General features: G+C 67.7%; 22 protein-coding genes and 1 pseudogene. 18 read left to right on the top strand and 5 right to left on the bottom strand.

Going from position 1 to position 22986, the window contains the following annotated elements:
* Positions 1 to 3 precede the first annotated feature (3 nt).
* Positions 4 to 753: a cache domain-containing protein gene (locus BKY59_RS13815; RefSeq protein WP_420822101.1), complete on the bottom strand. Its 750-nt coding sequence runs from the start codon at positions 751 to 753 to the stop codon at positions 4 to 6.
* Positions 754 to 792: 39 nt separating this feature from the next.
* Positions 793 to 969: pseudogene (locus BKY59_RS18375) on the bottom strand (methyl-accepting chemotaxis protein); the annotation flags it as partial.
* A 204-nt stretch (positions 970 to 1173) separates the two neighbouring features.
* Here BKY59_RS18375 and guaA point away from each other — a divergent pair.
* From guaA to BKY59_RS13765, 10 genes are all read left to right on the top strand, one after another.
* Positions 1174 to 2757 carry a glutamine-hydrolyzing GMP synthase gene (guaA, locus tag BKY59_RS13810; protein WP_076072627.1) on the top strand — a complete coding sequence of 528 codons (1584 nt, stop codon included), beginning with the start codon at positions 1174 to 1176 and terminating at the stop codon, positions 2755 to 2757.
* A gap of 7 nt (positions 2758 to 2764) precedes the next feature.
* On the top strand, positions 2765 to 3643 hold the full coding sequence (locus tag BKY59_RS13805; RefSeq protein WP_076072626.1) for a TraB/GumN family protein: 879 nt from the start codon (positions 2765 to 2767) through the stop codon (positions 3641 to 3643).
* A 142-nt stretch (positions 3644 to 3785) separates the two neighbouring features.
* Positions 3786 to 4082: a hypothetical protein gene (locus BKY59_RS13800; protein ID WP_240500113.1), complete on the top strand. Its 297-nt coding sequence runs from the start codon at positions 3786 to 3788 to the stop codon at positions 4080 to 4082.
* The gene (locus BKY59_RS13795; protein ID WP_076072624.1) at positions 4079 to 5674 is read left to right on the top strand and encodes a methyl-accepting chemotaxis protein; all 1596 of its coding nucleotides are present in this window, start codon (positions 4079 to 4081) and stop codon (positions 5672 to 5674) included. Before BKY59_RS13800 ends, BKY59_RS13795 begins: the two co-directional genes overlap by 4 nt.
* A gap of 55 nt (positions 5675 to 5729) precedes the next feature.
* Positions 5730 to 6572: a 3-methyl-2-oxobutanoate hydroxymethyltransferase gene (gene panB / locus BKY59_RS13790; protein ID WP_076072623.1), complete on the top strand. Its 843-nt coding sequence runs from the start codon at positions 5730 to 5732 to the stop codon at positions 6570 to 6572.
* A gap of 65 nt (positions 6573 to 6637) precedes the next feature.
* Positions 6638 to 7336 carry a tetratricopeptide repeat protein gene (locus BKY59_RS13785; protein ID WP_076072621.1) on the top strand — a complete coding sequence of 233 codons (699 nt, stop codon included), beginning with the start codon at positions 6638 to 6640 and terminating at the stop codon, positions 7334 to 7336.
* Positions 7333 to 8652 carry a PQQ-like beta-propeller repeat protein gene (locus tag BKY59_RS13780; protein ID WP_076072619.1) on the top strand — a complete coding sequence of 440 codons (1320 nt, stop codon included), beginning with the start codon at positions 7333 to 7335 and terminating at the stop codon, positions 8650 to 8652. Before BKY59_RS13785 ends, BKY59_RS13780 begins: the two co-directional genes overlap by 4 nt.
* 62 nt (positions 8653 to 8714) lie before the next feature.
* Entirely contained in the window at positions 8715 to 10085 is a 1371-nt protein-coding gene (gene der / locus BKY59_RS13775) for a ribosome biogenesis GTPase Der (protein ID WP_076072617.1), read from the top strand.
* Positions 10082 to 10300, top strand: coding sequence for a sulfurtransferase TusA family protein (locus BKY59_RS13770; protein WP_240500112.1), 219 nt, complete (start codon positions 10082 to 10084; stop codon positions 10298 to 10300). Before der ends, BKY59_RS13770 begins: the two co-directional genes overlap by 4 nt.
* 77 nt (positions 10301 to 10377) lie before the next feature.
* A complete protein-coding gene (locus BKY59_RS13765; protein ID WP_076072616.1) occupies positions 10378 to 10800 on the top strand; it encodes an Hpt domain-containing protein in 423 nt (140 codons plus the stop codon).
* Between the two features lie 40 nt (positions 10801 to 10840).
* Here the strand turns inward: BKY59_RS13765 and BKY59_RS13760 are convergent, their stop codons facing one another.
* From BKY59_RS13760 to BKY59_RS13750, 3 genes are all read right to left on the bottom strand, one after another.
* Positions 10841 to 12049, bottom strand: coding sequence for a DUF418 domain-containing protein (locus tag BKY59_RS13760; protein WP_076072614.1), 1209 nt, complete (start codon positions 12047 to 12049; stop codon positions 10841 to 10843).
* A 24-nt stretch (positions 12050 to 12073) separates the two neighbouring features.
* Positions 12074 to 14275 carry a phosphoribosylformylglycinamidine synthase subunit PurL gene (gene purL / locus BKY59_RS13755; protein ID WP_076072612.1) on the bottom strand — a complete coding sequence of 734 codons (2202 nt, stop codon included), beginning with the start codon at positions 14273 to 14275 and terminating at the stop codon, positions 12074 to 12076.
* A gap of 111 nt (positions 14276 to 14386) precedes the next feature.
* Positions 14387 to 14767, bottom strand: coding sequence for a hypothetical protein (locus tag BKY59_RS13750; protein WP_076072609.1), 381 nt, complete (start codon positions 14765 to 14767; stop codon positions 14387 to 14389).
* A 175-nt stretch (positions 14768 to 14942) separates the two neighbouring features.
* Between BKY59_RS13750 and BKY59_RS13745 the strand changes: the two genes are divergently transcribed.
* From BKY59_RS13745 to BKY59_RS13710, 8 genes are all read left to right on the top strand, one after another.
* Positions 14943 to 15929: a cysteine synthase A gene (locus BKY59_RS13745; protein ID WP_076072607.1), complete on the top strand. Its 987-nt coding sequence runs from the start codon at positions 14943 to 14945 to the stop codon at positions 15927 to 15929.
* Positions 15930 to 16047: 118 nt separating this feature from the next.
* Positions 16048 to 16362, top strand: coding sequence for a hypothetical protein (locus tag BKY59_RS13740; RefSeq protein WP_076072604.1), 315 nt, complete (start codon positions 16048 to 16050; stop codon positions 16360 to 16362).
* Between the two features lie 32 nt (positions 16363 to 16394).
* Positions 16395 to 17585, top strand: coding sequence for a hypothetical protein (locus BKY59_RS13735; RefSeq protein WP_076072601.1), 1191 nt, complete (start codon positions 16395 to 16397; stop codon positions 17583 to 17585).
* 255 nt (positions 17586 to 17840) lie between these two features.
* Positions 17841 to 18353 carry a division/cell wall cluster transcriptional repressor MraZ gene (locus BKY59_RS13730; RefSeq protein WP_076072599.1) on the top strand — a complete coding sequence of 171 codons (513 nt, stop codon included), beginning with the start codon at positions 17841 to 17843 and terminating at the stop codon, positions 18351 to 18353.
* Positions 18350 to 19312, top strand: a complete 963-nt coding sequence (gene rsmH / locus BKY59_RS13725; protein ID WP_076072596.1) for a 16S rRNA (cytosine(1402)-N(4))-methyltransferase RsmH — start codon at positions 18350 to 18352, stop codon at positions 19310 to 19312. The genes BKY59_RS13730 and rsmH overlap by 4 nt, the downstream gene beginning before the upstream one ends.
* Complete coding sequence (locus BKY59_RS13720; protein ID WP_076072594.1) at positions 19309 to 19845, top strand: hypothetical protein; 537 nt, start codon at positions 19309 to 19311, stop codon at positions 19843 to 19845. Before rsmH ends, BKY59_RS13720 begins: the two co-directional genes overlap by 4 nt.
* Complete coding sequence (locus tag BKY59_RS13715; RefSeq protein ID WP_076072591.1) at positions 19842 to 21554, top strand: peptidoglycan D,D-transpeptidase FtsI family protein; 1713 nt, start codon at positions 19842 to 19844, stop codon at positions 21552 to 21554. The genes BKY59_RS13720 and BKY59_RS13715 overlap by 4 nt, the downstream gene beginning before the upstream one ends.
* Positions 21541 to 22977 carry a UDP-N-acetylmuramoyl-L-alanyl-D-glutamate--2,6-diaminopimelate ligase gene (locus BKY59_RS13710; RefSeq protein WP_076072589.1) on the top strand — a complete coding sequence of 479 codons (1437 nt, stop codon included), beginning with the start codon at positions 21541 to 21543 and terminating at the stop codon, positions 22975 to 22977. The genes BKY59_RS13715 and BKY59_RS13710 overlap by 14 nt, the downstream gene beginning before the upstream one ends.
* Positions 22978 to 22986 lie beyond the last annotated feature (9 nt).

Raw genomic sequence — 22986 nt, 5'->3', positions numbered from 1 at the left:
GGGTCAGGCGGCGCTTCCGATCGCGCCGCCTTCCGGATCTTCCGATACCTGGCGTTCGATGACGCAGCGCAGTTTCAGCCCATCGAACCCGTGGAAATCGACGGCCGAGGCGAAGGCGACCACCGAGTCGCCCTGGCTCACCGATCCGCGCGTGCCGGTCAGATCGTGCGGCAGCGCCTGACCGAACGTATAACCGCCGGAGGTCGCGACGACGCGGCCGTCGTCATCGACGACGCTGACCACGGTGCGGTCGCGTTCCACCGCGCGGAACAGGTGGCGATCGGACACGATGGCGCCGATCTGTCCTTCCCAGTCGAATTCCAGGTAGAGGACGCCGAGCGGTGTGCCCTCGCTGGCGGCGGGACGGATGCCGGCGACATAGACGAGCACGGCGTGGTTGTCGGACCATGGATTGCGCCACACCTCGTCCGTGTACCACTGGTCCGCCGTCGTCGATCGCATCGCCTTGCCATATTGCGCAGCGTCCGAGACATTATGCGTCTGGACCGCAGCGTTGCGATCCACCGATATGACGATATCGCCGTGCGCATCGGCGACGAAGGCGTTGCGATAATAGCCGGACTGTCGAACGAGTTGCGCCAGCCGGGCCTGCGCCGTGATGCGCGCCGCCGGCGTCGGAACCGCCAGCGCCGCAACCACGGCGGCATCGTTTGCGAGCAAGCGCAGGAACAGGCTCTGGTCGAACAGGATGCGGGTCATGTTCGAGATCATCGACTGGGCGACTTCGACCAGCTGGACACCTTCGATCTCGCTGACCAGTTCGTCGGCGATGCACGCGCCACGGGCGAGCCGGTCGAGCACGCCGGCGCGGAACTTGGTCGCTGATCCGCGCGCCTGGGTCGCCAGCGTCTTCACCTCCTGCGCCACGACGGAGAAGCCACGGCCGGCCTCGCCCGATCGCGCGGCTTCGATCGTCGCGTTGAGCGCGAGCAGGTTCGTCCGGCCGGCAAGCCGTTCGTTCTCGCTGGCATATTGCTGGACCTCGTCGCGCAGGGCGGACAGCAGGGAACGGATGCGACGCGGCATTGCGGAGTTTGCTCCAATCGCAGGAGCCTCGGCGTTAACGTGCAAAGGTTAACGGAGTGTCGGGAGTCCAGCGTGCTACCAAGCGTCGCTGGACAGGGCGGGGACCGGACCGTATCGCGTGGGCGCATGATAGACGGTGCCCCGCCCCCCCCGACCGCCCACCCCACCGATTGCATCCTGATCGTCGATTTCGGCAGCCAGGTGACGCAGCTGATCGCGCGCCGCGTGCGCGAAGCCGGCGTCTATTCCGAAGTCGCCCCCTACAACCGTGCGGCCGAAGCGTATGCGCGGTTGCAGCCGAAGGGCATTATCCTGTCCGGCGGGCCTGATTCAGTCGCCCGGCTGGATAGTCCGCGCGTACCACAGGCGTTTTTCGAGGCGGGTCTGCCGATTCTGGGCATCTGTTACGGACAGCAGCTGATGTGCCAGCAGCTGGGCGGATCGGTGACGCCGCACGAGAGCGGCGAATTCGGGCGGTCCTTCATCGAGGTCACGCGCCGGTCCGCGCTGTTCGACGGTATGTGGGCAGAGGGCGACCGCCATCAGGTGTGGATGAGCCATGGCGACCGGGTCGACGCGCTGCCGCCGGGCTTCCATCCGGTGGCCGCGTCGGAAGGCGCGCCCTTTGCGGTCACGGCGGACGAGGACCGGCGCTTCTATGGTGTGCAGTTCCACCCGGAGGTCGTCCATACGCCGGACGGCGCCAAGCTGATCGCGAATTTCGCGCGGCACGTGTGCGGGTTGTCGGGCGACTGGACGATGGCCGAGTTTCGGCAGGCCAAGATCGCGGAGATCCGTGCGCAGGTGGGTGACGGGCGCGTCATCTGCGGGCTGTCCGGCGGTGTCGATTCGGCGGTGGCGGCGGTGCTGATCCACGAGGCGATCGGCGACCAGCTGACCTGCGTCTTCGTGGATCACGGGCTGCTTCGGTCGGGCGAGGCGGATCAGGTCGTCGGCCTGTTCCGGGAACATTATGGCATCCCGCTGATCCATGTGAATGTCGAAACGTTGTTCCTTAACGGGCTGGCGGGGCTGACCGATCCGGAAGCGAAGCGGAAGTTCATCGGCAAGACGTTCATCGACGTGTTCGAGGACCAGGCCAAAAAGATTGGCGGTGCGAAGTTCCTGGCGCAGGGCACGCTGTATCCCGACGTGATCGAAAGCGTGAGTTTCACCGGCGGGCCGTCGGTGACGATCAAGAGCCACCATAATGTCGGCGGCCTGCCCGAGCGGATGGACATGGCGCTGGTCGAGCCGTTGCGCGAATTGTTCAAGGACGAGGTGCGCGCGCTGGGCCGGGAGCTTGGGCTGCCCGAACTGTTCGTCGGGCGGCACCCGTTTCCGGGGCCGGGCCTGGCGATCCGCATCCCGGGCGAGGTCACGAAGGCGCGATGCGACATCCTGCGCAAGGCGGACGCGGTGTACCTGGCCGAGATCCGCGCGGCGGGGCTGTACGACGCGATCTGGCAGGCGTTTGCGGTGCTTCTGCCCGTCCGGACAGTCGGGGTAATGGGCGACAGCCGGACCTATGACTATGTCTGTGCACTGCGCGCGGTGACGTCGACTGACGGCATGACGGCGGACGTCTATCCGTTCGATGCGGCATTTCTGTCCCGCGTGGCGACGCGGATCGTGAACGAGGTGCAGGGCATCAATCGGGTGACGTACGATTATACGTCGAAGCCGCCCGGCACGATCGAGTGGGAATGACGCGGCGATGACGACGCGGCTGCGCTGGATCGGTGGCGTGGCGGCCGCCATACTTGGCCTGGTGGCCGTCCCTGCGTCGGCGGAGCCAGCGTTATGGGCGGTGCGCGACTCCGATTCGACGATTTACCTGTTCGGAACGGCGCATGCCGTGCGGAAGGATGCCGGATGGAAGACGCCGAAGATCGATGCCGCGATGCGGGCATCCAGTGCGCTGTGGCTGGAGATCGATGACGACCTGAACGCGTCGCAGGCGGCAATGGCGGCGATCGTCCAGCACTATGGGTTCGATCCGGCGCGACCCCTTTCGCAAAAGCTGACGCCGGCGCAGCGTGCGCGGTTGGCCGCGGTGCTGGCGCCTTATGGCATGACGCCCGCGAAGTTCGAACCGATGCGGCCGTGGCTGGTGGCGGTCACGCTCGGCACGTTGCCGTTCGTGAAGGCGGGGCTGGACCCGGCGGCGGGTGCGGACCGGACGTTGCGATCGGTCGGCGTCGCGGAGAAGGACGAAATTCACGGCTTCGAGACCGCCGAGCAGCAGATCCGGTTCCTGGCCGACTTTTCGGAGGCCGAGCAGATCGCATTCCTCGACAGCGCGATGCAGGATGTGGCGGAGGGACCGGCCGAACTGGCGGCGCTGTCCGGCGCATGGGAGAAGGGCGACGTCCGCACGCTGGCGAAGATGGTCATTACGGATATGAAGCGCGAGGCGCCTAAGCTGTACGACAAGCTGATCGTCACGCGGAACGTGGCATGGGCGGGCCGTATCCGCACGATGCTGGCGGGCAAGGGCACGGCGTTCGTGGCGGTGGGCGTGGCCCATCTGGTGGGGCCGGACAGCGTGCAGGCGCAGCTGGCGAAGAGCGGTATCAGGTCCGTTCGGCGCTAGCGACAGTCGCGAGCGGCGTCGACACCCGCCGGTCTTGCTACGAAAGGCCAGTGTGGCCCCGGTAATGTCGGCTGGTGCGGATACCCGGCGTTAACCAGGCCCGGTTTACGTCCCGGTCATGCGACGCGAGCGGACCAGACTGTTGATCCCGATCCAGGGCGCGATCGCGGTCATCGCCGTCCTTGGATTGACGATGTGGCCGCCCGCGGCCGGCGCGATGCTGCTCGTCCCACTGGGGACCGGCGATGCGAACATGGCGGCCAAGATGGCGCTGGCCGGCAAGGCGGTGCTGATCGGCATGGGGCCGTTTCCGGGGTCTCTGGTCGTCAGTGGGGACCGGTCGCGAATCGCGGATCAGGTGCCTTACTGGAAGGTGCTGATTCTGGCCGCCCCGCCGGCGGCGTGCGGATCGGCCGTCGGCGCAGCGGGGGACGCATGAACCGATTGTCCGGGTATGTACGCGGCGTGGACCGCGACGACGCCTCGTCTGCGCTCGACCCGCTGGACCGGCTGCGTTGCCGGGCCGTACAGGCGTGGGCGGCGATCGGCTGGATTTCGCTGGTCGGCCTGCTGATCGGCAATGCGATGCTGGGCGCGGGCGTCGGCCTGCCGTTGCTGGTCGCCGGGTCCCTGCTGAATGCAGGGCCGACGGCGATGGCGGTGCTGGGCCGGTACGATGCGGAGGCGCGAACGATGATGGGGTCGCTCGCCGCGATCATTCCGGCGATGCTGGTCTTTCTGCTGAAGGGGCATGCCTGGCAGATGGACGCCCACATGTATTTCTTCGTCGGCATGGCGGCGCTCGTCATGCTGGCGGACTGGCGCCCGATCGCGCTGGCGACGGTTCTGACCGCGGTTCATCATCTGGCGCTGGAATGGCTGGCGCCGGAATGGGTGTTCAGCGGGACGGGCAATATCGGGCGTGTCCTGTTCCATGTGGTAGCGGTGGCGCTGCAATGTGGAGCGCTGACGATCCTGACGATCCAGCTGGAGGCGCTGTTCCGGGCACAGGGTGATGCCCTGCACCTGTCGCGCGCGCTGACGCGAGCGGCGGAAGATGGCCGGCGGCGGACCAACGAGGCCGTGGAGCAGGCGGATGCGGCGCGCGCCATCGCGACAGGCGAACGCCAGCAGCGCGAGGCGCAGGCCGCGCGGGTGGCGGTTGAACGACGCGGAGAGCTGGTGACGCTGGCCAACGAATTCGAACGGTCCGTGACATCTGTGGTCAAAAGCATCGGGCAGGCGACGGCGCGTCTGGAACATGCCGCGATCCAGCTGGAGGAAGTGACCGGCGAGGCCACGGACGAGGCGGTCGAGGTCGCGTCCAGCGCCAGCAAGGCGGCGTCCGACATCACCCATGTCGCATCGTCGATCCGGGACCTGTCGCAGTCGATCCGGACGATAGCGGGGGCGGCCGACCGCCAGTCGGACCTGACCGAGACCGCCAGCCTGGAGGCGCGGCGCAGCGTGCAGACAGTCGCCACGCTGGAAGAACAGGCAGCCCAGATCGAGGGGTTCCTGAACGATATCCGCAAGATCGCATCCAAGACGAACATGCTTGCGCTGAACGCAACGATCGAAGCGGCGCGCGCCGGGGAGGCGGGGCGGTGTTTTGCGGTCGTGGCTGGCGAAGTGAAGGGATTGTCGGCCGATACGCGGCGCGCCAGCGACCGGATCAGCGGACTGATCGCCGGTATCCGCGAAGGGGTGGTCGACACGGGGGACAAGCTGCGCAGCGTCAACGACGCGATCGGGCAGGTCGCGGCGGCCGCGACGGGCATCGCGGCCGCCGTTGACGATCAGCGCGTCACTTCCCGCACGGTCGATATCGGGGCCGACCGCGCGGTGGCCAATGCGGACGATATCGAATGCCGCATCAAGGGCGTTGCGGCGGCGGCGGGTGCCGCATCGGCGCTGTCTGCCGCGGTGCGTAACAGCACCAGCGATCTGGCGGTCAGCGCGCGGGACCTGATGTCGTCGACCGACCTGTTCGTTTCGTTCCTGCAGGCTGAGGAAGTGCTGGCGGCCTAACCGGCCGGGCAATGCCCCGATTTGCACCGCCGTGCCGGCATCGGTAGACGGGCGCATGTCGACTTTCCAACCCGAAGCCGTACCGGCCACAACCCCCGTCCGCCGCATCACCGTACCCGCGATCCGCGCCGCTAAGGGGGGCACGCCGCTCGTCATGCTGACCGCCTATACCGCGCGGACGGCGACGCTGCTGGACCCGCATTGCGACATGCTGCTGGTCGGCGACAGTCTGGCGCAGGTCATTTACGGCCTGCCATCGACGGTGCCGGTGACCATGGAGATGATGTGCGCGCATGGGGCGGCCGTGGTGCGCGGCGCGGCCCATGCGCTGGTGGTCATCGACATGCCGTTCGGCAGTTACGAATCATCGAAGGAAGCCGCGTTCGCCAGCGCGGCGCGCATCCTGAAGGAGAGCGGCGCGTCGGCCGTGAAGCTGGAAGGCGGGGTGGCGATGGCGGAAACGATCGCGTTCCTGTCCGCCCGCGGCATACCGGTGATGGCGCATGTCGGATTGACGCCGCAGGCCGTGAACGCGCTGGGCGGATATGGCGCGCGCGGGCGGAGCGATGCGGAAGCGGCCAAGATCGTGGGCGATGCGCAGGCGGTGGCGGATGCGGGGGCGTTCGCGATCGTGATCGAGGGCGTTGTCGAACCGATCGCGGTCGCCATCACACAGGCCGTGACATGCCCGACGATCGGTATCGGCGCGTCGGCGCTGTGCGACGGGCAGGTGCTGGTGAGCGAGGACATGCTGGGCCTGTTCGACCGGACGCCGCGGTTCGTGAAGGCGTATGGCACGATGGCGGGGGGTATCACCGACGCGGCGATGCGCTTTGCCGCCGACGTGCGGAGCCGCGCGTTTCCGACGGCGGCCGAGACGTATCAGCCCAGATCCTGACTCAGCTTCCGTTCAGGCGCTTGCGTCGCTAAGGCTACCGCCTGTTCTTTGTCCGGAGACCCCGATTGGCGCTCGCACCCCAGAATGAAGAGACCTTCTTTCGCGAAGTCGATGAGGATCTGCGCCGGGATCGGATGGAGACGTTCGTTTCGCGCAACGGCAAGTGGATATTGCTGGCCGTCGTCGCGCTGCTCGCGGCGGTCGGTGGCTGGATCTACTGGCAGCACCGCCAGACGCTGGCCGCGGAGGCGCATAGCGAAACGCTGTCGCAGGCGCTGGCCGACCTGAGCGAGGGCAAGGAGGCCGGCGTCAAGGCGCGGCTTGACGGCCTGGCGGCGGCGAGCAACGACGGGTATCGCGGTGCGGCCTTGTTGACCGAAGCGTCGGCGGCGCTGGTGCGCAACGACCGGGCGGCAGCGCTGGCGGGGTTCGCTAAGGTGGCCGGCGACAGTGCGGTGCCGCAGGTGATGCGCGATGCCGCACTCGTCCGTCAGACCGCGATCGAATATGATACATTGCCGCCGGCGACGGTGATCGCGCGGCTGAAGACGCTGGCGATCGCGGGCAACCCGTGGTTCGGCAGTGCCGGCGAGATGGTCGCGATCGCGTATCTGCGGACGAACCGGCCGCAGGATGCCGGGCGGATCTTCGCCGCGATCGCCAAGGACGAAACGATGCCGGACAGCCTGCGCGGACGCGCGGTGCGGGTCGCAGGTGCGCTGGGCTTCGATGTGCCGCAGCGGGTTGGGGATGACGCACGATGACGATGGGCAGGTTCGCGGCGATGCTGCTGATGGCGACGGCGTTGTCCGGATGCGGCGTGTTCAAGGGCGGAAAGCCGAAGACGACGCTGCTGGGTGATCGCATCGCGGTCCTGACATCCGAGAACAGCGCGGAACTGGACACGTCGATCGCGGCCTTGCCGGTGACCGTTCCGGCGGCCGAAGTGAACGACAGCTGGGCGCAGTCCGGCGGGAATGCGCAGAAATCGATGGGCAACGTCGCGTTGAAGGCAACGCTGGCGCGGGCCTGGACGGTATCGATCGCTGGTAGCAGCAAGCAGGTCCGGCTGGCCGCCGCCCCGGTGGTCCAGGGTGCGCGCGTCTATGTGATGGATACCGAGGCGGTGGTGCGGGCGATCGACGCGGCGACGGGTGCCGTCGTCTGGTCGACCCGGCTGACCGATCCGGCCGGCAACGAAGGGTCGCTGTTCGGCGGCGGGGTGAGCGCCGAGGGCGACCGCGTCTATGCCACCAATGGCGTGGGCGACGCGGCCGCGCTGGAAGCCGCGACCGGCAAGGTCGTGTGGAAGAAGCGACCCGGCGGCCCGTTGCGCGGGGCGCCGACGATTTCCAACGGGAATGTCTATGTCGTCAGCCAGGACAACCAGCTGTTCGCGCTGAACGGGACGACCGGCGACACGATCTGGAACGAATCCGGGACGCTGGAGGCGGCCGGCGTGTTTGGCGTGGCCGCACCAGCGGCGGCGCAGGGTACGGTGGTGGCCGGTTTCTCGTCGGGCGAACTGACCGCCTATCGATACGAGAATGGCCGCGCGGTGTGGCAGGATGCGTTGGCCCGGACGAGCATTTCGACCGCGGTGTCGACGCTGAGCGATATCGACGCCGATCCTGTGATCGATGGTGGTCGGGTCTATGCCGTGGGGCAGGGCGGACGCATGGTCGCGCTGGAACTCACCACCGGGCAGCGCCTGTGGGAACTGAACGTTGCAGGCATCTCGACGCCCTGGGTCGCCGGCGACTGGATCTTCATCGTGACGGACGATGCGCGCATGCTGTGCATCCAGCGCGCGACCGGGCGGATCCGCTGGGTCAGCCAGCTGCCGCGCTGGAAGAACGAGAAGAGCAAGAAGGGGCTGATCGGCTGGACGGGGCCGATATTGGCCGGCGACCGGTTGCTGGTCGTAAATACCGAGGGCGAGATGATGTCCGTGACACCGGCGGACGGGACGATGGCGGCCCCGATCCGCGCGGGCAAATCCTTCTATCTGTCCCCGGTGGTCGCCAACAATATGCTGTTCCTGCTCGATAACGACGGCAAATTGAGCGCCTGGCGGTAGGCGCGGGCGGGTTGCGCGTAAGTTTGCCGTGACCTGCCGCCATATTCCGCTACATCGCGGCGATGGCTAAACTTCCCATCGTCGCGATCGTCGGCCGACCGAACGTCGGCAAATCCACGCTCTTCAACCGTCTGGTCGGCAAGCGGGTGGCGCTGGTGGACGATCGCCCCGGCGTGACGCGCGACCGCCGCGAGGGCGATGCCGTCCTACTGGGGCTGGAATTCAAGATCATCGATACGGCGGGCGTCGAAGACGAGGACCCCGACACGTTGCCCGGTCGTATGCGGATGCAGACGCAGAATGCGGTGCGCGACGCGGACGTCGCGCTGTTCCTCATCGATGCGCGCGCCGGCATCGTGCCGCAGGACGAGGAGATCGCCCGATGGCTGCGATCCGAGGATACGCCCGTGATCCTGATGGCGAACAAGGCGGAAGGCAAGGCCGCCGAAAGCGGGGTGCTGGAAGCCTATTCGCTGGGGTTCGATACGCCAATGCCGTTTTCGGCCGAGCATGGCGATGGGCTGGTCGACCTGTTCGAGGCATTGCGGCCGCATATCGAGTTCGAAGGGTATGACGACGTCGTCGACGAGCCGGAAGAGGACGAGGAGAACGGCCCGCTGAAGCTTGCGATCGTCGGGCGGCCCAATGCGGGCAAGTCGACGCTGGTGAACCGCATCCTGGGCGAGGAGCGGATGATTACCGGGCCGGAGGCCGGCATCACCCGTGATTCGATCGCGATCGACTGGGAATGGACCGCGCCCGACGGTCAGGTCCGCCCGGTGCGCCTGATCGACACCGCGGGCCTGCGAAAGAAGGCGAAGGTCCAGGACAAGCTGGAGAAGCTGTCCGCCGCCGATGCGATGCATGCAGTGGACTTCGCCGAGGTGGTCGTACTGCTGCTGGATGCGACACTGGGGCTGGAGGCGCAGGATCTGCGGATCGCGGACCAGGTGTTGCAGGAAGGGCGTGCGCTCATCATCGCGCTGAACAAGTGGGACGTGGCGGAGAACCCGCCGAGCCTGTTCCAGGGCGTGCGGTTCGCGCTGGAGGAAGGGCTGGCGCAGGTTCGCGGCGTGCCGTTGCTGACCATATCGGCGGAAACCGGGCGCGGTATGGACCAGCTGATCCAGGCCGCATTCGACGTACGCGAGGCCTGGTCGAAGCGCGTGTCGACCGGCGTGCTGAACCGCTGGTTCGAGAAAGCGGTCGAGATCAATCCGCCGCCGGCCCCGGGCGGACGGCGGATCAAGCTGCGTTACCTGACGCAGGCGAAGACCCGGCCGCCGGGGTTCATCCTGTTCGGGACGCGGGTCGACCAGCTGCCCGAAAGCTACAAACGGTATCTGATGAACGGGATCCGCAAGGATCTGGGGTTCGGGGCGGTGCCGATCCGGCTGACCGTGCGCGCGCCGCGTAACCCGTTCGACCGGTGAACGCCGACGTCGACGCGGTGCTGGTCGATACGCGCGGCATGCGGTGTCCGTGGCCCGCGCTGCGGCTCGCGCGGGCGGTGCGCGGGGGGGCGGTGTTAACGCATTATATCCTGCTGTCCGACGACCCCAATGCGGGCACGGAAATTGCGGCGCTTGCCGCGGCAAATGGCTGGCGGCTTGCGCGGGAAGCGGGACGCTACGACCTTTGGACTTGAGCGTGCAATCTCTTCTTAACCGGCCGCACGTTACCACGGACGATAGGACGACAGCTCGAGCGAAGAAGGCGGAAACCGTGGCCGAATCAGACGGCGCACTTGTTGACTGGACCGCATATCATCGCGCCCAGGCGGAGCTTGGCGGCGATTTCGTCCGGATCCTGGGCTATTTTCGCGAGGACGGCGTAAAGTCGGTCGGCGCGATCGAGGAGGCAATGCGCCATCGGTGTGCCGCGGCGCTGGTGCTGCCCGCGCATACGCTGAAAGGCGATTCGGTACAGTTGGGCGCGACCAGATTGTCCAGCCTCGCCGAAGTGGTGGAGATGACGGCGCGCCGCTGCGTGGAAAGGCACGAATCACCGGACGAATTGCTTGAAGAGGTGGTGCAGATGCGACCGCTGTTCCAGGCGACGATGACCCTGCTTAACCAAGCGGCCGGCCAGCCCCTAATACGCCGACCGCAGGGTTTCGGGCGCAAGGTGGTATTCGGACAGGTGTGAAAGCGATCGGTGTATCGTGCCGCGGCGGTGATCGATACCGCTACCGTTGCGATACCGGGCGGGGGCGGGCGATGCGCCGCCAGAGTGCTTCGAGCGGGCCATGGCGGTGGCGATCGAGCCAGGGTTTCGACCAGAGCAGCATGACGGCCCAGGCCGCGGCGACGATGGCGAGCAGGTGCAGGCGATCAAGCCGACCGAACAGGCCGAAACCATAGCCATAGAAGAGCGTGGTCATAACTAGGCTGGTGCCGAGATAGTTGGTGAAGGCGGCGCGCCCGACCGCGGCGATCCGGGTGCGGACCGATCCGTCAGCGGAACCAAGCCACAGGATCGCCAGCGCGACATGAGCGAGCGCAAGCACGGCGCGGAACGGCAGCGACCAGAGCGTGGTGACGCCCAGGCTGACAACGGGATCGAAGCCGGACCGTACGTCCCAGACCGCCAGCAGGACCATCGCCGGAATGCCTGCGCCATAGCCGAGCAACGCGATCCGGCGATACGTGCGACGCGGCCATGCGCCGGTAAGAAAGCCGGATCGCAGCCCGGCCATGCCGAGCAGCATCATGCCGAGCGTCTCCAGCCCGCTGCCGATCAGCATCGACACCGGCATGGTGAGATCCACGGTGAGCCGGTGCCGCAGGAGTGCGGCGTAGGAACCGTGCATGCGGACGATCTCGGCGGCAATGGCCGGACGATCGACCGCGCCGATCTGTGCAGCGAGCGCCCGCCAGTCTTGCGGGTCGGTCCGCAGTGCGGCGAGACCGGCGAGCGATGCGACGGCGATCAGCGCATGAAGCAGCAGGCAGAGCACGGCGAAGCGGACAAGTGCGGCGGGTCGCCGGTCCGCCAGGAACAGCGCCAGCGTGCCGATGACGGCATATTGGAACAGGATGTCGCCCCACCAGAGCAGATAGCTATGCGCCAGCCCGAACAGCGCCAGCACCGCCATCCGGCGCATGTGAACGGCCCCCTCGTCCTGCCCCGCCGCCACGGCGCGGTCGATGACCAGCACGATGCCCGCGCCAAACAGCATGGAGAAGATGTTGCGGAGCTTGCCGTCGACCAGCACGAATTCGGCCAGCCAGATCGCACGGTCGGCAGGTCCGCCGACCGCGACCGCGTGCGGATTGAAATAGGCCCCTTCCGGTAGCGCGAACCCGCCGATGTTCATGAGCAGGATGCCCATCACCGCCAGCCCGCGCAGGACGTCGAGCGTGGGAAGGCGGGGGCCGACCGCCGGGCCCGTCAAGCGCGCGGTTCCATCAGCATAGGATCAGGCCAGAACAGTCGCGCCCATGAGGTGCGGGAAGAATGCCTCGTGCGCGGTGCGGAGCGTGGCGACGGGGACCGCCATGCCCGGCAGGGCAATCGCGTCGCCACCGACCGTGCCGATCCGCGTTGCGGGAACGGACAGACCGGGCATGGTGCCGGGTGCGACGGTGACGAGATAGCGAGCCTGATCCTCCCCGAATGCGGCAGCCACTGTCGGTGCGTGGTCGAGGGCCGCGCCGATGCGGCCGGCGAGCGCCATTTCCGTGAGGGCCACGAGGAGGCCTCCGTCGGACAGGTCGTGGACCGCCGTGGCGACGCTGTCGAGAATCAACTGGCGGACCGCGTCGCCGTGCGTGCGCTCGGCGACCAAATCGACCGGGGGCGGCGGGCCGTCCTCGCGGCCGTGGATCTCGCGCAACCAGATCGACTGGCCGAGATGGCCGGACGCCGGGTCGGCGCGCTGGCCCACCAGCCAGAGTTCGTCGCCAGCCGACTTGAACGCGATGGTGGCGGATTTCGACCAGTCGGCGAGCAGGCCGATGCCGCCGATTGCGGGGGTCGGCAGGATCGCCGAACCGCTGCCGTCCTCGAGCTTGGTTTCGTTGTACAGCGACACATTGCCCGACACGATCGGGAAGTCGAGCGCGGTACAGGCGGCCGCCATCCCTTCGATACAGCCGACGAACTGGCCCATGATTTCCGGCCGCTGAGGGTTGCCGAAATTCATGCAGTCGGTCGTGGCGAGCGGGAGCGCGCCAACCGCGGTCAGGTTGCGCCAGCATTCGGCGATCGCCTGCTTCCCGCCCTCGACCGGATCGGCGAAGCAGTAGCGCGGCGTGCAGTCAGTGCTGATCGCCAGCCCCTTCTGCGTACCGTGGACGCGGACGACGGCGGCGTCGCCGCCCGGGCGCTGGACGGTGTCGGCGCCGACCATGTGGTCATATTGTTCCCAGATCCAGCGGCGGCTGGCGATGTCCGGCGCCCCCATGATGCGCAGCAGGTCGGCCGCAAGATCGGTCGTCTCCGGCATGTCGGTGAGCGGCGCGCGGGGAGGCGTGGGGACGTGCGGACGATCGTAGAGCGGCGCTTCGTCGGCCAGCGGACCGAGCGGGATGTCGCAGACGGTATCCCCGTTGTGGGTCAGGACCATGCGGCCGGTATCGGTAACGCGGCCGATGACCGCGAAATCGAGTTCCCACTTGGTGAAGATCGCTTCCGCCTCGGCCTCGCGCCCCGGCTTCAGCACCATGAGCATGCGTTCCTGCGATTCGGACAGCATCATCTCATAGGGGGTCATGCCGGTTTCGCGGCAGGGGACCATGTTCATGTCGAGTTCGATGCCGACGCCGCCCTTGGACGCCATTTCGACCGACGAGGAGGTGAGGCCGGCGGCCCCCATGTCCTGGATCGCGACGATCGCGTCCGACTCCATCAGTTCGAGGCAGGCCTCGATAAGCAGCTTCTCGGTGAACGGATCGCCGACCTGAACGGTAGGGCGTTTCTCCTCGGAATCCTCGGAGAAGTCGGCGGATGCCATGGTGGCGCCGTGGATGCCGTCGCGCCCGGTCTTCGACCCGACATAGACGATCGAATTGCCGAGCCCGGAGGCAGCCGAGTAGAAGATCTTGGCGGTTTCGGCGACACCGACGGTCATCGCGTTGACCAGGATGTTGCCGTCATAGGCGCGGTGGAAGTTCACCTCGCCGCCCACGGTCGGCACGCCGACGCAGTTGCCGTAGCCGCCGATGCCCGCGACGACGCCGGCGATCAGGTGACGCATCTTCGGATGATCGGGACGGCCGAACCGCAGCGCGTTGAGGTTGGCTACGGGGCGGGCACCCATGGTGAACACATCGCGCAGGATGCCGCCGACGCCGGTCGCCGCACCCTGATAGGGTTCGATGTAGCTGGGGTGATTGTGGCTTTCCATCTTGAAGATGGCGGCCTGTCCATCGCCGATATCGACCACACCGGCATTTTCACCGGGGCCGCAGATGACCTGCGGGCCGGTGGTCGGCAGCTTGCGCAGGTGGAGCCGGCTGGACTTGTAGCTGCAATGTTCGGACCACATGACCGAGAAAATGCCGAGTTCGGTCAGGTTCGGCTCACGCCCGAGCGCGTGCAGGACGCGGTCATATTCTTCGAGAGAGAAGCCGTGTTCGGCCACGGTTGCGGCGCTGATCTGGGGCGTGATCTGGGTCATGATCGCGCCGATAGCGGAGGCGGGGCGGAATGTCAGCCGTGGAAGTTGCGGCGCGCACGACGAAGCGGTGGTTGGATGCCCCCTCCCTGTCGTGGGAAGGGGGCGGGACGATCAGGCGTTGCAGGTCTGGGCCGGTGCCTTGGGCGTGGTGATCTTGACCGTGTCGCCGGTGCCGGCGACGGTATAGCCTTCGCCGGTGAACGGATCGCCGATCTTGGCCGCCGTCAGGCGGGTGTTGGTGCCGGCGCTTTCGGTGCGGATGTTCGCGCCCAGATCGTCGGAGAAGAAATCGACGTAGAGCAGGCTGCTGTCCGCACAGCGATAGACCTTGCTGGACTTGACCGACGGCGGCAGCGCCACCTTTGGCGCGGCGGCGATCTTCGCGGCGTCCGGATCGGCCGCCCCGGAGGTCACGGTTTCGGGCTGCGAGTTGCAGCCGACGAGAAGGGCGGATGCCAGAAGGGCGGCGAGGGGGAGGGCGCGGTTTACCATGGCCCAGGTCTTCGCGGTTGCGGCAGGACGCGTCAAGGCTCGTTCGTCAGCGCGTGGACAACAACCGGTCGCGATCGGACACCGAATTGCACGCACGTGCAGCACGGAGCGCGGCTATGGTCGGTGGAAGCCATGGTCGCTTGGCCAAGCCGGCAACACGGCTTATCTGATGCCCATGGCCATTCGACCCGACACACTTTCGCTTATCGGCAACACGCCGCTCGTCCGCCTGAACGGCCCCAGCGCAGCAACGGGCTGCGAGATATTGGGCAAGTGCGAATTCATGAACCCGGGCGGATCCGTGAAGGACCGAGCGGCCCGTGCGATCGTGGAGGATGCGGAGGCGGCGGGGACGTTGCGGCCCGGTGGGACGATCGTGGAGGGAACCGCCGGCAATACCGGGATCGGGCTGGCGCTAGTGGCGCAGGCCAAAGGGTATCGCACGATCATCGTGATGACCGAAACGCAGAGCCGCGAGAAGATGGACACGTTGCGCGCGCTGGGTGCCGAACTGGTCCTAGTCGCGCCGACGGCCTATTCGAACCCGGCGCATTATGTGCACACCAGCCGGCGGATCGCGGAGGAAACGCCCAACGCGCTGTGGGCGAACCAGTTCGACAATCTTGCCAATCGGATGGCGCACATTCGCGGCACCGCGCCCGAGATCTGGGACCAGACCGACGGGCGTATCGACGGCTTCACCTGCGCCGTGGGAACTGGCGGCACGCTGGCCGGCGTCGGGCTGGGGCTGAAGGAACGGTCGCAGGACGTGACGATCGCGCTGACCGATCCCTACGGCGCGTCGCTGTACGAATATTATGCGTGCGGGGAATTGCGCGCGGAGGGCAGTTCGGTCGCGGAGGGGATCGGCCAGAGCCGGATCACCGCCAATCTGGACGGCGCGCCGATCGACACACAGTTCCGCGTTTCGGACACTGAGGGGCTGGAACAGGTGTTCGGCCTGCTGCGCGAGGGGCTGTGCGTCGGCCTGTCTTCCGGCATCAACGTGGCCGGCGCGGTGCGGCTGGCGCGGCTGATGGGGCCGGGGCACCGGATCGTGACGATCCTGTGTGATTCGGGAATGCGGTATCTGAGCACGACGTACAATCCGGCCTGGCTGGCGGCCAAGGGACTGCCGGTGCCGGACTATATGATTCGCTAGGCGGTTCCGGCGCGGCCCGACGCCATAGGGCCGGACGGGTTAGACAAGCGACGAGGCGTGATTTAGATCAGTCCCGGCGAACGCCCGCATGATGCGGGCACAGGGAGTGCACGATCGGATGCAGAGAGTACGCATCGGATTGATGGGACTGGCGGTGGTGTTTCTGCTGGTGCTGCTGGCCGCGGCCTTTTTCGGAGTGGCAAGCGGCGGGGACGAAGTTACGCGACCCGGATCGGATGGCGCGCCGTCGGCCAATGCCGCCGCGGTGGTGGCGTCAGACGAACGGCCGCAGGAACCGCTGGCCGAACTGGGTGTCGCGCCCGGTGGCGCGACGGATGTCGGCAACATTGCCGCCCCGGTACAACGGCCGGTCATCATCGCGGCGCCGCCGGCCCCGGTGCTTGTGCCGCCGGCCGAACGACCAAGCCGCTGATCCGCATCCAGTTCGCCATCTTTGCGGGATGGGTGGCGGGGCTGATCGATATCGGCCTCGGCCTGCGCCGCTGGCAGGTGGCGGACCGGGCCGAGATGGGCCTGCTGCTGATATGGTGTCCGGCGATCCTGGCTGTTCTGGCGCTGGTTCTGGCGCGCGAAACGCGGATCAGGCGGGCGGCAGGTTATGCCGCGATGCTGGCGACCGCGGCCGTGGGCGAACTGGTGATGCTGAACGGCGCTGTGTTGCCGGTGCTGCGTGCGCTGACGGTGTGCGCGGGCGTCGCGCTGCTGATGGAACTGGTGGTGCGTGCCGGGATGGCGATCCACGGGCGGGGCGTGGCCATGGTCGGGCTGGCGATTCTACTGGCAATACCGGGCGGCGGTGGCTGGTATGCGCAGGCGGCGGCGGGGGACAGCGCGCAGGCGACCGGGCAACGGATCGCCCTGTTGTCCGGCGTGCCGCTGCGCTGGGCGGGGGGGGCGGACCTGCTGGCCGGCCCGGCCGACGCGTGGCGAATGCTGGCCGCTGCGTTCGTGATGGAACCGGCGGACGACCCGGCCGCGCTGGCGACGTCGCGCTGGCTGCTGGTGCAGCCCCGCCCGCCCGCCGCCGCGGCGCTGGTCGCGATCGATGCGCGTATCCGGGCGGGCGCGCGGGCGGTGATCCTGACCGATCCTGACCTGCGCTGGCGAAGTGCCTATCCACCCGGCGACGCCGCTGCGCCGCCGCGGTCGGGGACGCTGGCCCCGTTGCTGCTCCATTGGGGGCTGGTACTGGAACGCGGTGACGGCGGGACGGTCGCCCGCGACCTCATGCGGGACGGGCGGCGGTGGCGGCTGTGGCTGGCAGGGGCCGGCCGGTTCGTTCCGGCACGCGGCGAGCGACGCTACGACAGACGCGACAACCGGCGCGCCTGCCGGGTATCGGCCGAAGGGCTGATCGCGGATTGCCGGGTAGGACGCGGGCGCGCGGTGATGGTGGCGGACGCGGATTTGCTGGATCCGATGCTGTGGACCGATGGCGACGGCGGATGGCAGCCGGCGTGGCGGCGATCGGACAATGCCGCGTTCGTGGCGGCGCTGATCGCCGGGCTGGACGGACTGGCGCCACCCGCACGACCGGTGGCGTGGCGAAGCGGCGCGGCTGTCGGCGGCGCCCGACCGTCGATATCGGTCCGGCGGGACCTTACGGAAACCCTAGTTCAAAAGTTCGCAAAATAGTTGTGCCTGTAGTTATCCACAGACCTATGTATGGAACATAAATAGAACAGTGGCTGAATCCCTTGGTTTTCCCGACCTTGTGCACAGGGCTCAGGACGGAATAATCAACATCGCAAAACCATGAAGTGGTATTGAAACCCACGGTTGCCCCTGATACCCCCATCGGGTGTGAGGGACGGAAGCCTTCACGTGGCCGGGGCCCATACGATCCGTTCGGGATCGGCGGCACGGGGTGGCTTCCAACGGGGTCAGTGCGTGGAAATCATCGATTTCTTCCACGGCGGGATACTGAACGCGGTCGACGCGAAGGGGCGTGTGTCGCTGCCGTCCAGTTTCCGTGGGGTGATCGATCGCCGGGTACGGCGCGGGTCGACCGATGCCAGTTCCGACGACCGGCTGATCCTGCTGGGCGAGCATGCCAAGCTGCCGTGCCTGGAGGGGTTCGATCCGACCTATTCGCGGCAGTTGCACGAAAATATTCGGCGCAAGGTGGCGGCCATGGGGGATGTCGACGTGATGGAGGCCATGGACGACGAAATGGCCGAAGCGTTCGGATCCAAATCGCAGATCGCATATGATGGCGCGGGCCGCATGGTCCTGTCCGCCCCGATGCGGCGGGCGGCCGGCATCACCGATACCGCGCTGTTCGTGGGCGGCGGCGAGACGTTCCAAATATGGAACCCCGATACGTTCCGCACCGCGCGGGCGGACAAGCCGCGGCTGATCCGGATGCTCGATTCGCTGATTGCCGAACGGACGCAGAAATGAGCGGCAACGTGATCCCGCCCCATGTGCCCGTCCTGCTGGATGCGGTGATCGCGGGCCTGGCCCCGGTGGCGGGCGAGCGGCACGTCGACGGGACGTTCGGCGCGGGCGGCTATACCCGTGCGCTGCTGGCCGCAGGCGCTTCCGTGATCGCGTTCGACCGCGATCCCGATGCGATAGCGGAAGGTGCAGCCTTGCTGGCCGAGGCCGACGGACGACTGGTGCTGGTGCATGACCGGTTCGGTGCGATGACGGCTGCGCTGGCCGCGCGCGACGTGGACGACGTGGACGGCGTGACGTTCGATATCGGCGTTTCGTCGATGCAGATCGACCGGGCCGACCGCGGTTTCTCGTTCCAGGCCGACGGGCCGCTCGACATGCGGATGAGCCAGGAAGGGCAGACCGCCGCCGAGTTCCTGAACGACAGCGACGAGGCCGAGATCGCCGACGTGCTGTATCATTATGGCGACGAACCAAAGTCGCGGCGGGTAGCGCGCGCGATCGTGGCGGCGCGGCCGCTGACAACGACGGCGGAACTGGCGGCCGTGGTGCGGCGCGCTTTGGGGCATCGCCCGCACGAGAAGAAGGATCCGGCGACGCGGGCATTCCAGGCGATCCGCATCCACCTGAACCGTGAACTGGACGAGCTGCGCGACGGGCTGGTCGCGGCGGAACGGGCGCTTAAGCCGGGCGGGCGGCTGGCGGTGGTGTCGTTCCATTCGACCGAGGACCGCATCGTGAAACGGTTCCTGATCGAACGCAGCGGCGCCACGCCGGCCGGATCGCGGCACATGCCGCAGGCCGCCGCCGCGACGCCGCCGAGTTTCGACCGTGTCGCAAAGCCGGTGCGCGCCGACGAGTCCGAGGTCGCGCGCAATCCGCGATCCCGTTCAGCCACGCTTCGTGTCGCGCACCGTACCGCATCGCCACCCTGGTCCTCCGTCGAAGGTTATTCCGCATGAACGTGTTGCGTTTTCGATCGGTGGGCTGGGTGGCCGCGGTCGCGACGGCGGCGCTGGGGTGCTATCTGGTGACGCAGCGGGTGGCGGGCGAGCGCCATGCGCTGGCGAAGGTGGAACATCGCATCCTGCTGTCGCAGCGCGAGATACGCCGGCTGGGCACCGAGATCGAGACACGCGGCCGGTTGAGCCAGCTGGAACGGTGGAATACCGACGTGCTGGCGCTGTCCGCGCCGCGGTCCGGCCAGTATATCGATGGCGAGCTGCAGCTGGCGAGTTTCAACCACCCGGCGGTGCCGGCGATCGACTCCGCGCCGGGCGTGCAGGACGGTGCCACCCGTGAGGTCGCCTATCCGGCCGCCACGCCGGACGGGCCGGCGGCGGAGGGCGCGCCTGTGCTGCGTCACGCCAACTATGTCCGGCCGAAGGGTGGGATGACGGCCGTGCCGCAGAAGGTGGCGCTGAACAGCAGCGACTTCGCCGACGACCTGGCCGCGCTGGCGAAAAACGAAGCGACCGCGAAACGCACACGATGACCGCGTTGCTCGCCAGGACGGACCGCGTACGCGTCGCCGGGCAGCGGCAGCAGACGACCGCGACGGCGAATTTTCGCCTGATGGTGATGATGCTGCTGTTCATCTTCGTGACCGGTATCGTCGGCGCGCGGTTGCTATGGCTGGCGATCGCATCCGATGGCCCCCAGGCGCTGGCGACCCCGCGGGGGTTGGTGCCCGACCGCGGCGACATCGTCGACCGCAACGGAATGCCGCTGGCGACGACGATCGACGCCTGGTCGATCGCGGTGCATCCGAACAAGATCATCGGCGATCCGGCCTTGCTGGCGTACCGGCTGGCGGAGCTGATGCCGCAGAAGACCGAGGCGCAGTATCTCGCAATCCTGACGTCGCCCAAGAAGTTCGCCTATCTTTCGCGCCGCGCGGTACCCGAACTGGTGAAGGCGGTGAACGGGCTGGGCGAGCCGGCGATCGAGTTCCGGCGCGAGCCGGAGCGACTGTATCCGCAGGCGTCGCTGGCGGCCCATGTGCTCGGCTGGATCGACCAGAACGGCAATGCCGCATCGGGCATGGAAAAGGTGCTGGATGCGCGGTTGAGCGATCCTGCGCAGCGCGAGCGGCCGGTGGCTCTGTCGATCGACAGCCGGGTGCAGGCGGCGATGGAGACCGAACTGAGCGCGGCGATGACCAAGCACAGCGCGATCGGCGCGACCGGGCTGGTGCTGGACGTGGACACCGGCGAGATCGTCGCGATGTCGTCCTTGCCCAGTTTCAACCCGAACCGGACGGGCAACGTGCCGTACGAGCTGCTGCTCAACAAGGCGGTGTCGAACGTGTACGAGCTGGGCTCCACGTTCAAGATGCTGACGATGGCGAACGCGATCGAGAGCGGCGTGGTGACGTCCATGGGCAAGCGGTACGATGCGACCCATGCGCTGGCGGTCGGCGGGTTCCATATCCGTGACGATCATCCGCAGAATCGCTGGTTGAACGCGCCGGAATTGCTGGTCCATTCGTCCAACATCGCGACGGCGCGGATCGCGGACGAACTGGGGCCGCGGCGGACGCAGGCGTTCTTCCGCAAGGTGGGGTTCGGCGATCCGGTCGATATCGAGGTCGGCGGGCGCGCGCGGCCGTTGTGGCCGAAATACTGGGCGCGGACGACGACGATGACGGTGGCGTACGGCCATGGCATCGCGGTGACGCCGTTGCACCTGGCATCCGCCTATGCCGCATTGGTGAATGGCGGGGTGTGGCGGCCGGCGACGTTGCTGAAGCGCGAAGGTGCCGCGGTGCCGGCCGGTCGGCGGGTCATCAGCCCGGCGACGAGCGACCGGATGCGGCAGCTGATGCGGCTGGTGGTGATGAAGGGGACGGGGCGCAAGGCCGACGCGCCGGGCCTGCGTATCGGCGGGAAGACCGGCACGGCGGAGAAGCCCAATGCCGGCGGGTACGACCGCAACACCAACGTGTCGACATTCGCCGCCGTGTTCCCGATGGACAAGCCACGCTATGTGGTGATCGCGATGCTGGACAGTCCGAAGGGCACCGCCGATACGTTCGGCTTCACCACGGCGGCCTGGACCGCGGGGCCGGTGATCAGCCGGGTCGTCCAGCGGATCGGCCCGATGCTGGGCATCCGGCCCGACGACCGGGCCGACGTGGACGAAAGCGAACTGCTGCCGTTGCTGTGGGAACCGAAGGGCGCCAATCCGAATGCGGCTGAATGATCTGATCGAAGGGGCGGGAAACGCCGCCGACGTCGTGGTGACGGGGTTCGCGATCGACCACCGCAAGGTGGCGCCGGGGACGATCTTCGGCGCGTTCCGCGGGACGGCCGTCAATGGCGAGGCGTATATCGATGCTGCGGTCGCGGCCGGCGCGGTCGCGGTGGTGACGCGGCCGGAGGCGACCGTGACGGGGGCGGTGCATGTCGCGGACGGGGAGCCGCGACGCGCCTTCGCCCGGATCGCCGCACGGTTCTTCGCGCCGTTCCCGGCCGCGACGGTGGCGGTGACCGGCACGAACGGCAAGACATCGACCGTCGAACTGCTGCGGCAGTTGTGGAACATGGAAGGGTGCCATGCCGCGTCGATCGGGACGCTGGGCGTCACGACCGGGGACGAACGGGTCGTAACCGGCCTGACCACGCCGGACATCGTCACCTTTCTGTCGAACATGGCGGGACTGGCGCGCGAGGGCGTGACGCATGCCGCGTTCGAGGCATCGAGCCACGGGTTGGCTCAGTACCGGATCGAGGGGTTGCCGGTGCAGGCCGCCGCATTCACCAACTTGTCGCGCGATCATCTCGACTATCATGGGACGATGGAGGCCTATCTGGAGGCCAAGCTGCGCGTGTTCACCGAAGTGGTCGCGGCAGATGGCGCGGCGGTGGTGTGGGCGGACGATGCGGCATCGGCGCGGGTGGCGGAGATCGCGGTCGAGCGCGGCCTGCGGGTGCTGACCGTCGGGACGCAGGGCGAGACGCTGCGGCTGGTGTCGCGGCTACCGACGGCGCTGGGCCAGACGCTGACGATCGCGGCGGATGGTGCAGACCATGTCGTGAAGCTGCCGCTGATCGGTGCGTATCAGGCGGCGAACGCGCTTACGGCGGCGGGACTGGCGCTGGCGACCGGATCGGCGCTGCCGTCCGTGCTGGCGGGCCTGGCGCGGCTGGCACCGGTGCGGGGGCGGCTGGAACGTGCGGTCATCACCCGGACGGGTGCGCCGGTCTATGTCGATTATGCGCATACGCCCGACGGGCTGGATGCGGCGATCGCGGCCCTGCGGCCACATACCCGTGGGCGGTTGATCGTGCTGTTCGGCGCGGGCGGCGACCGTGATGCGGGCAAGCGGCCGGAGATGGGCCGGGTAGCGATGGCGGGCGGCGACCATGTGATCGTGACCGACGACAATCCGCGGTCCGAGGATCCGGCGGCGATCCGCGCGGATATCCTGGCGGGGGCACCGGGTGCGGTCGAGATCGGTGACCGGCGCGCGGCGATATTCGCGGCCATCGCGGCGGCAGGGGCGGACGATGTCGTGCTGCTGGCGGGCAAGGGGCATGAGCAGGGCCAGATCGTCGGCACGGGGGATACGGTGCGGGTGCTGCCGTTCGACGATGTGCAGGTCGCACGCGAGGCGGCGGCGTGAGGTTCAAGT

Origin of the sequence: Sphingomonas montana, from assembly GCF_001956315.1 — a bacterium.
In the GTDB taxonomy this organism is placed as follows: domain Bacteria; phylum Pseudomonadota; class Alphaproteobacteria; order Sphingomonadales; family Sphingomonadaceae; genus Sphingomonas_R; species Sphingomonas_R montana.
The sequence above is the reverse complement of the archived record's forward strand: the minus strand, read 5'-3'. Positions and strand labels throughout refer to the sequence as shown.

Excerpts from the sequence above, each read along its gene's own strand:
- der (WP_076072617.1), top strand. The coding sequence starts at position 8,715 with ATGGCTAAACTTCCCATCGTCGCGATCGTCGGCCGACCGAACGTCGGC.
- BKY59_RS13805 (WP_076072626.1), top strand. The coding sequence starts at position 2,765 with ATGACGACGCGGCTGCGCTGGATCGGTGGCGTGGCGGCCGCCATACTT.
- BKY59_RS13780 (WP_076072619.1), top strand. The coding sequence starts at position 7,333 with ATGACGATGGGCAGGTTCGCGGCGATGCTGCTGATGGCGACGGCGTTG.
- panB (WP_076072623.1), top strand. The coding sequence starts at position 5,730 with ATGTCGACTTTCCAACCCGAAGCCGTACCGGCCACAACCCCCGTCCGC.
- BKY59_RS13715 (WP_076072591.1), top strand. The coding sequence starts at position 19,842 with ATGACCGCGTTGCTCGCCAGGACGGACCGCGTACGCGTCGCCGGGCAG.
- BKY59_RS13745 (WP_076072607.1), top strand. The coding sequence starts at position 14,943 with ATGGCCATTCGACCCGACACACTTTCGCTTATCGGCAACACGCCGCTC.
- BKY59_RS13795 (WP_076072624.1), top strand. The coding sequence starts at position 4,079 with ATGAACCGATTGTCCGGGTATGTACGCGGCGTGGACCGCGACGACGCC.
- BKY59_RS13710 (WP_076072589.1), top strand. The coding sequence starts at position 21,541 with ATGCGGCTGAATGATCTGATCGAAGGGGCGGGAAACGCCGCCGACGTC.
- BKY59_RS13750 (WP_076072609.1), bottom strand. The coding sequence starts at position 14,767 with ATGGTAAACCGCGCCCTCCCCCTCGCCGCCCTTCTGGCATCCGCCCTT.
- guaA (WP_076072627.1), top strand. The coding sequence starts at position 1,174 with ATGATAGACGGTGCCCCGCCCCCCCCGACCGCCCACCCCACCGATTGC.
- purL (WP_076072612.1), bottom strand. The coding sequence starts at position 14,275 with ATGACCCAGATCACGCCCCAGATCAGCGCCGCAACCGTGGCCGAACAC.
- BKY59_RS13740 (WP_076072604.1), top strand. The coding sequence starts at position 16,048 with ATGCAGAGAGTACGCATCGGATTGATGGGACTGGCGGTGGTGTTTCTG.
- rsmH (WP_076072596.1), top strand. The coding sequence starts at position 18,350 with ATGAGCGGCAACGTGATCCCGCCCCATGTGCCCGTCCTGCTGGATGCG.
- BKY59_RS13720 (WP_076072594.1), top strand. The coding sequence starts at position 19,309 with ATGAACGTGTTGCGTTTTCGATCGGTGGGCTGGGTGGCCGCGGTCGCG.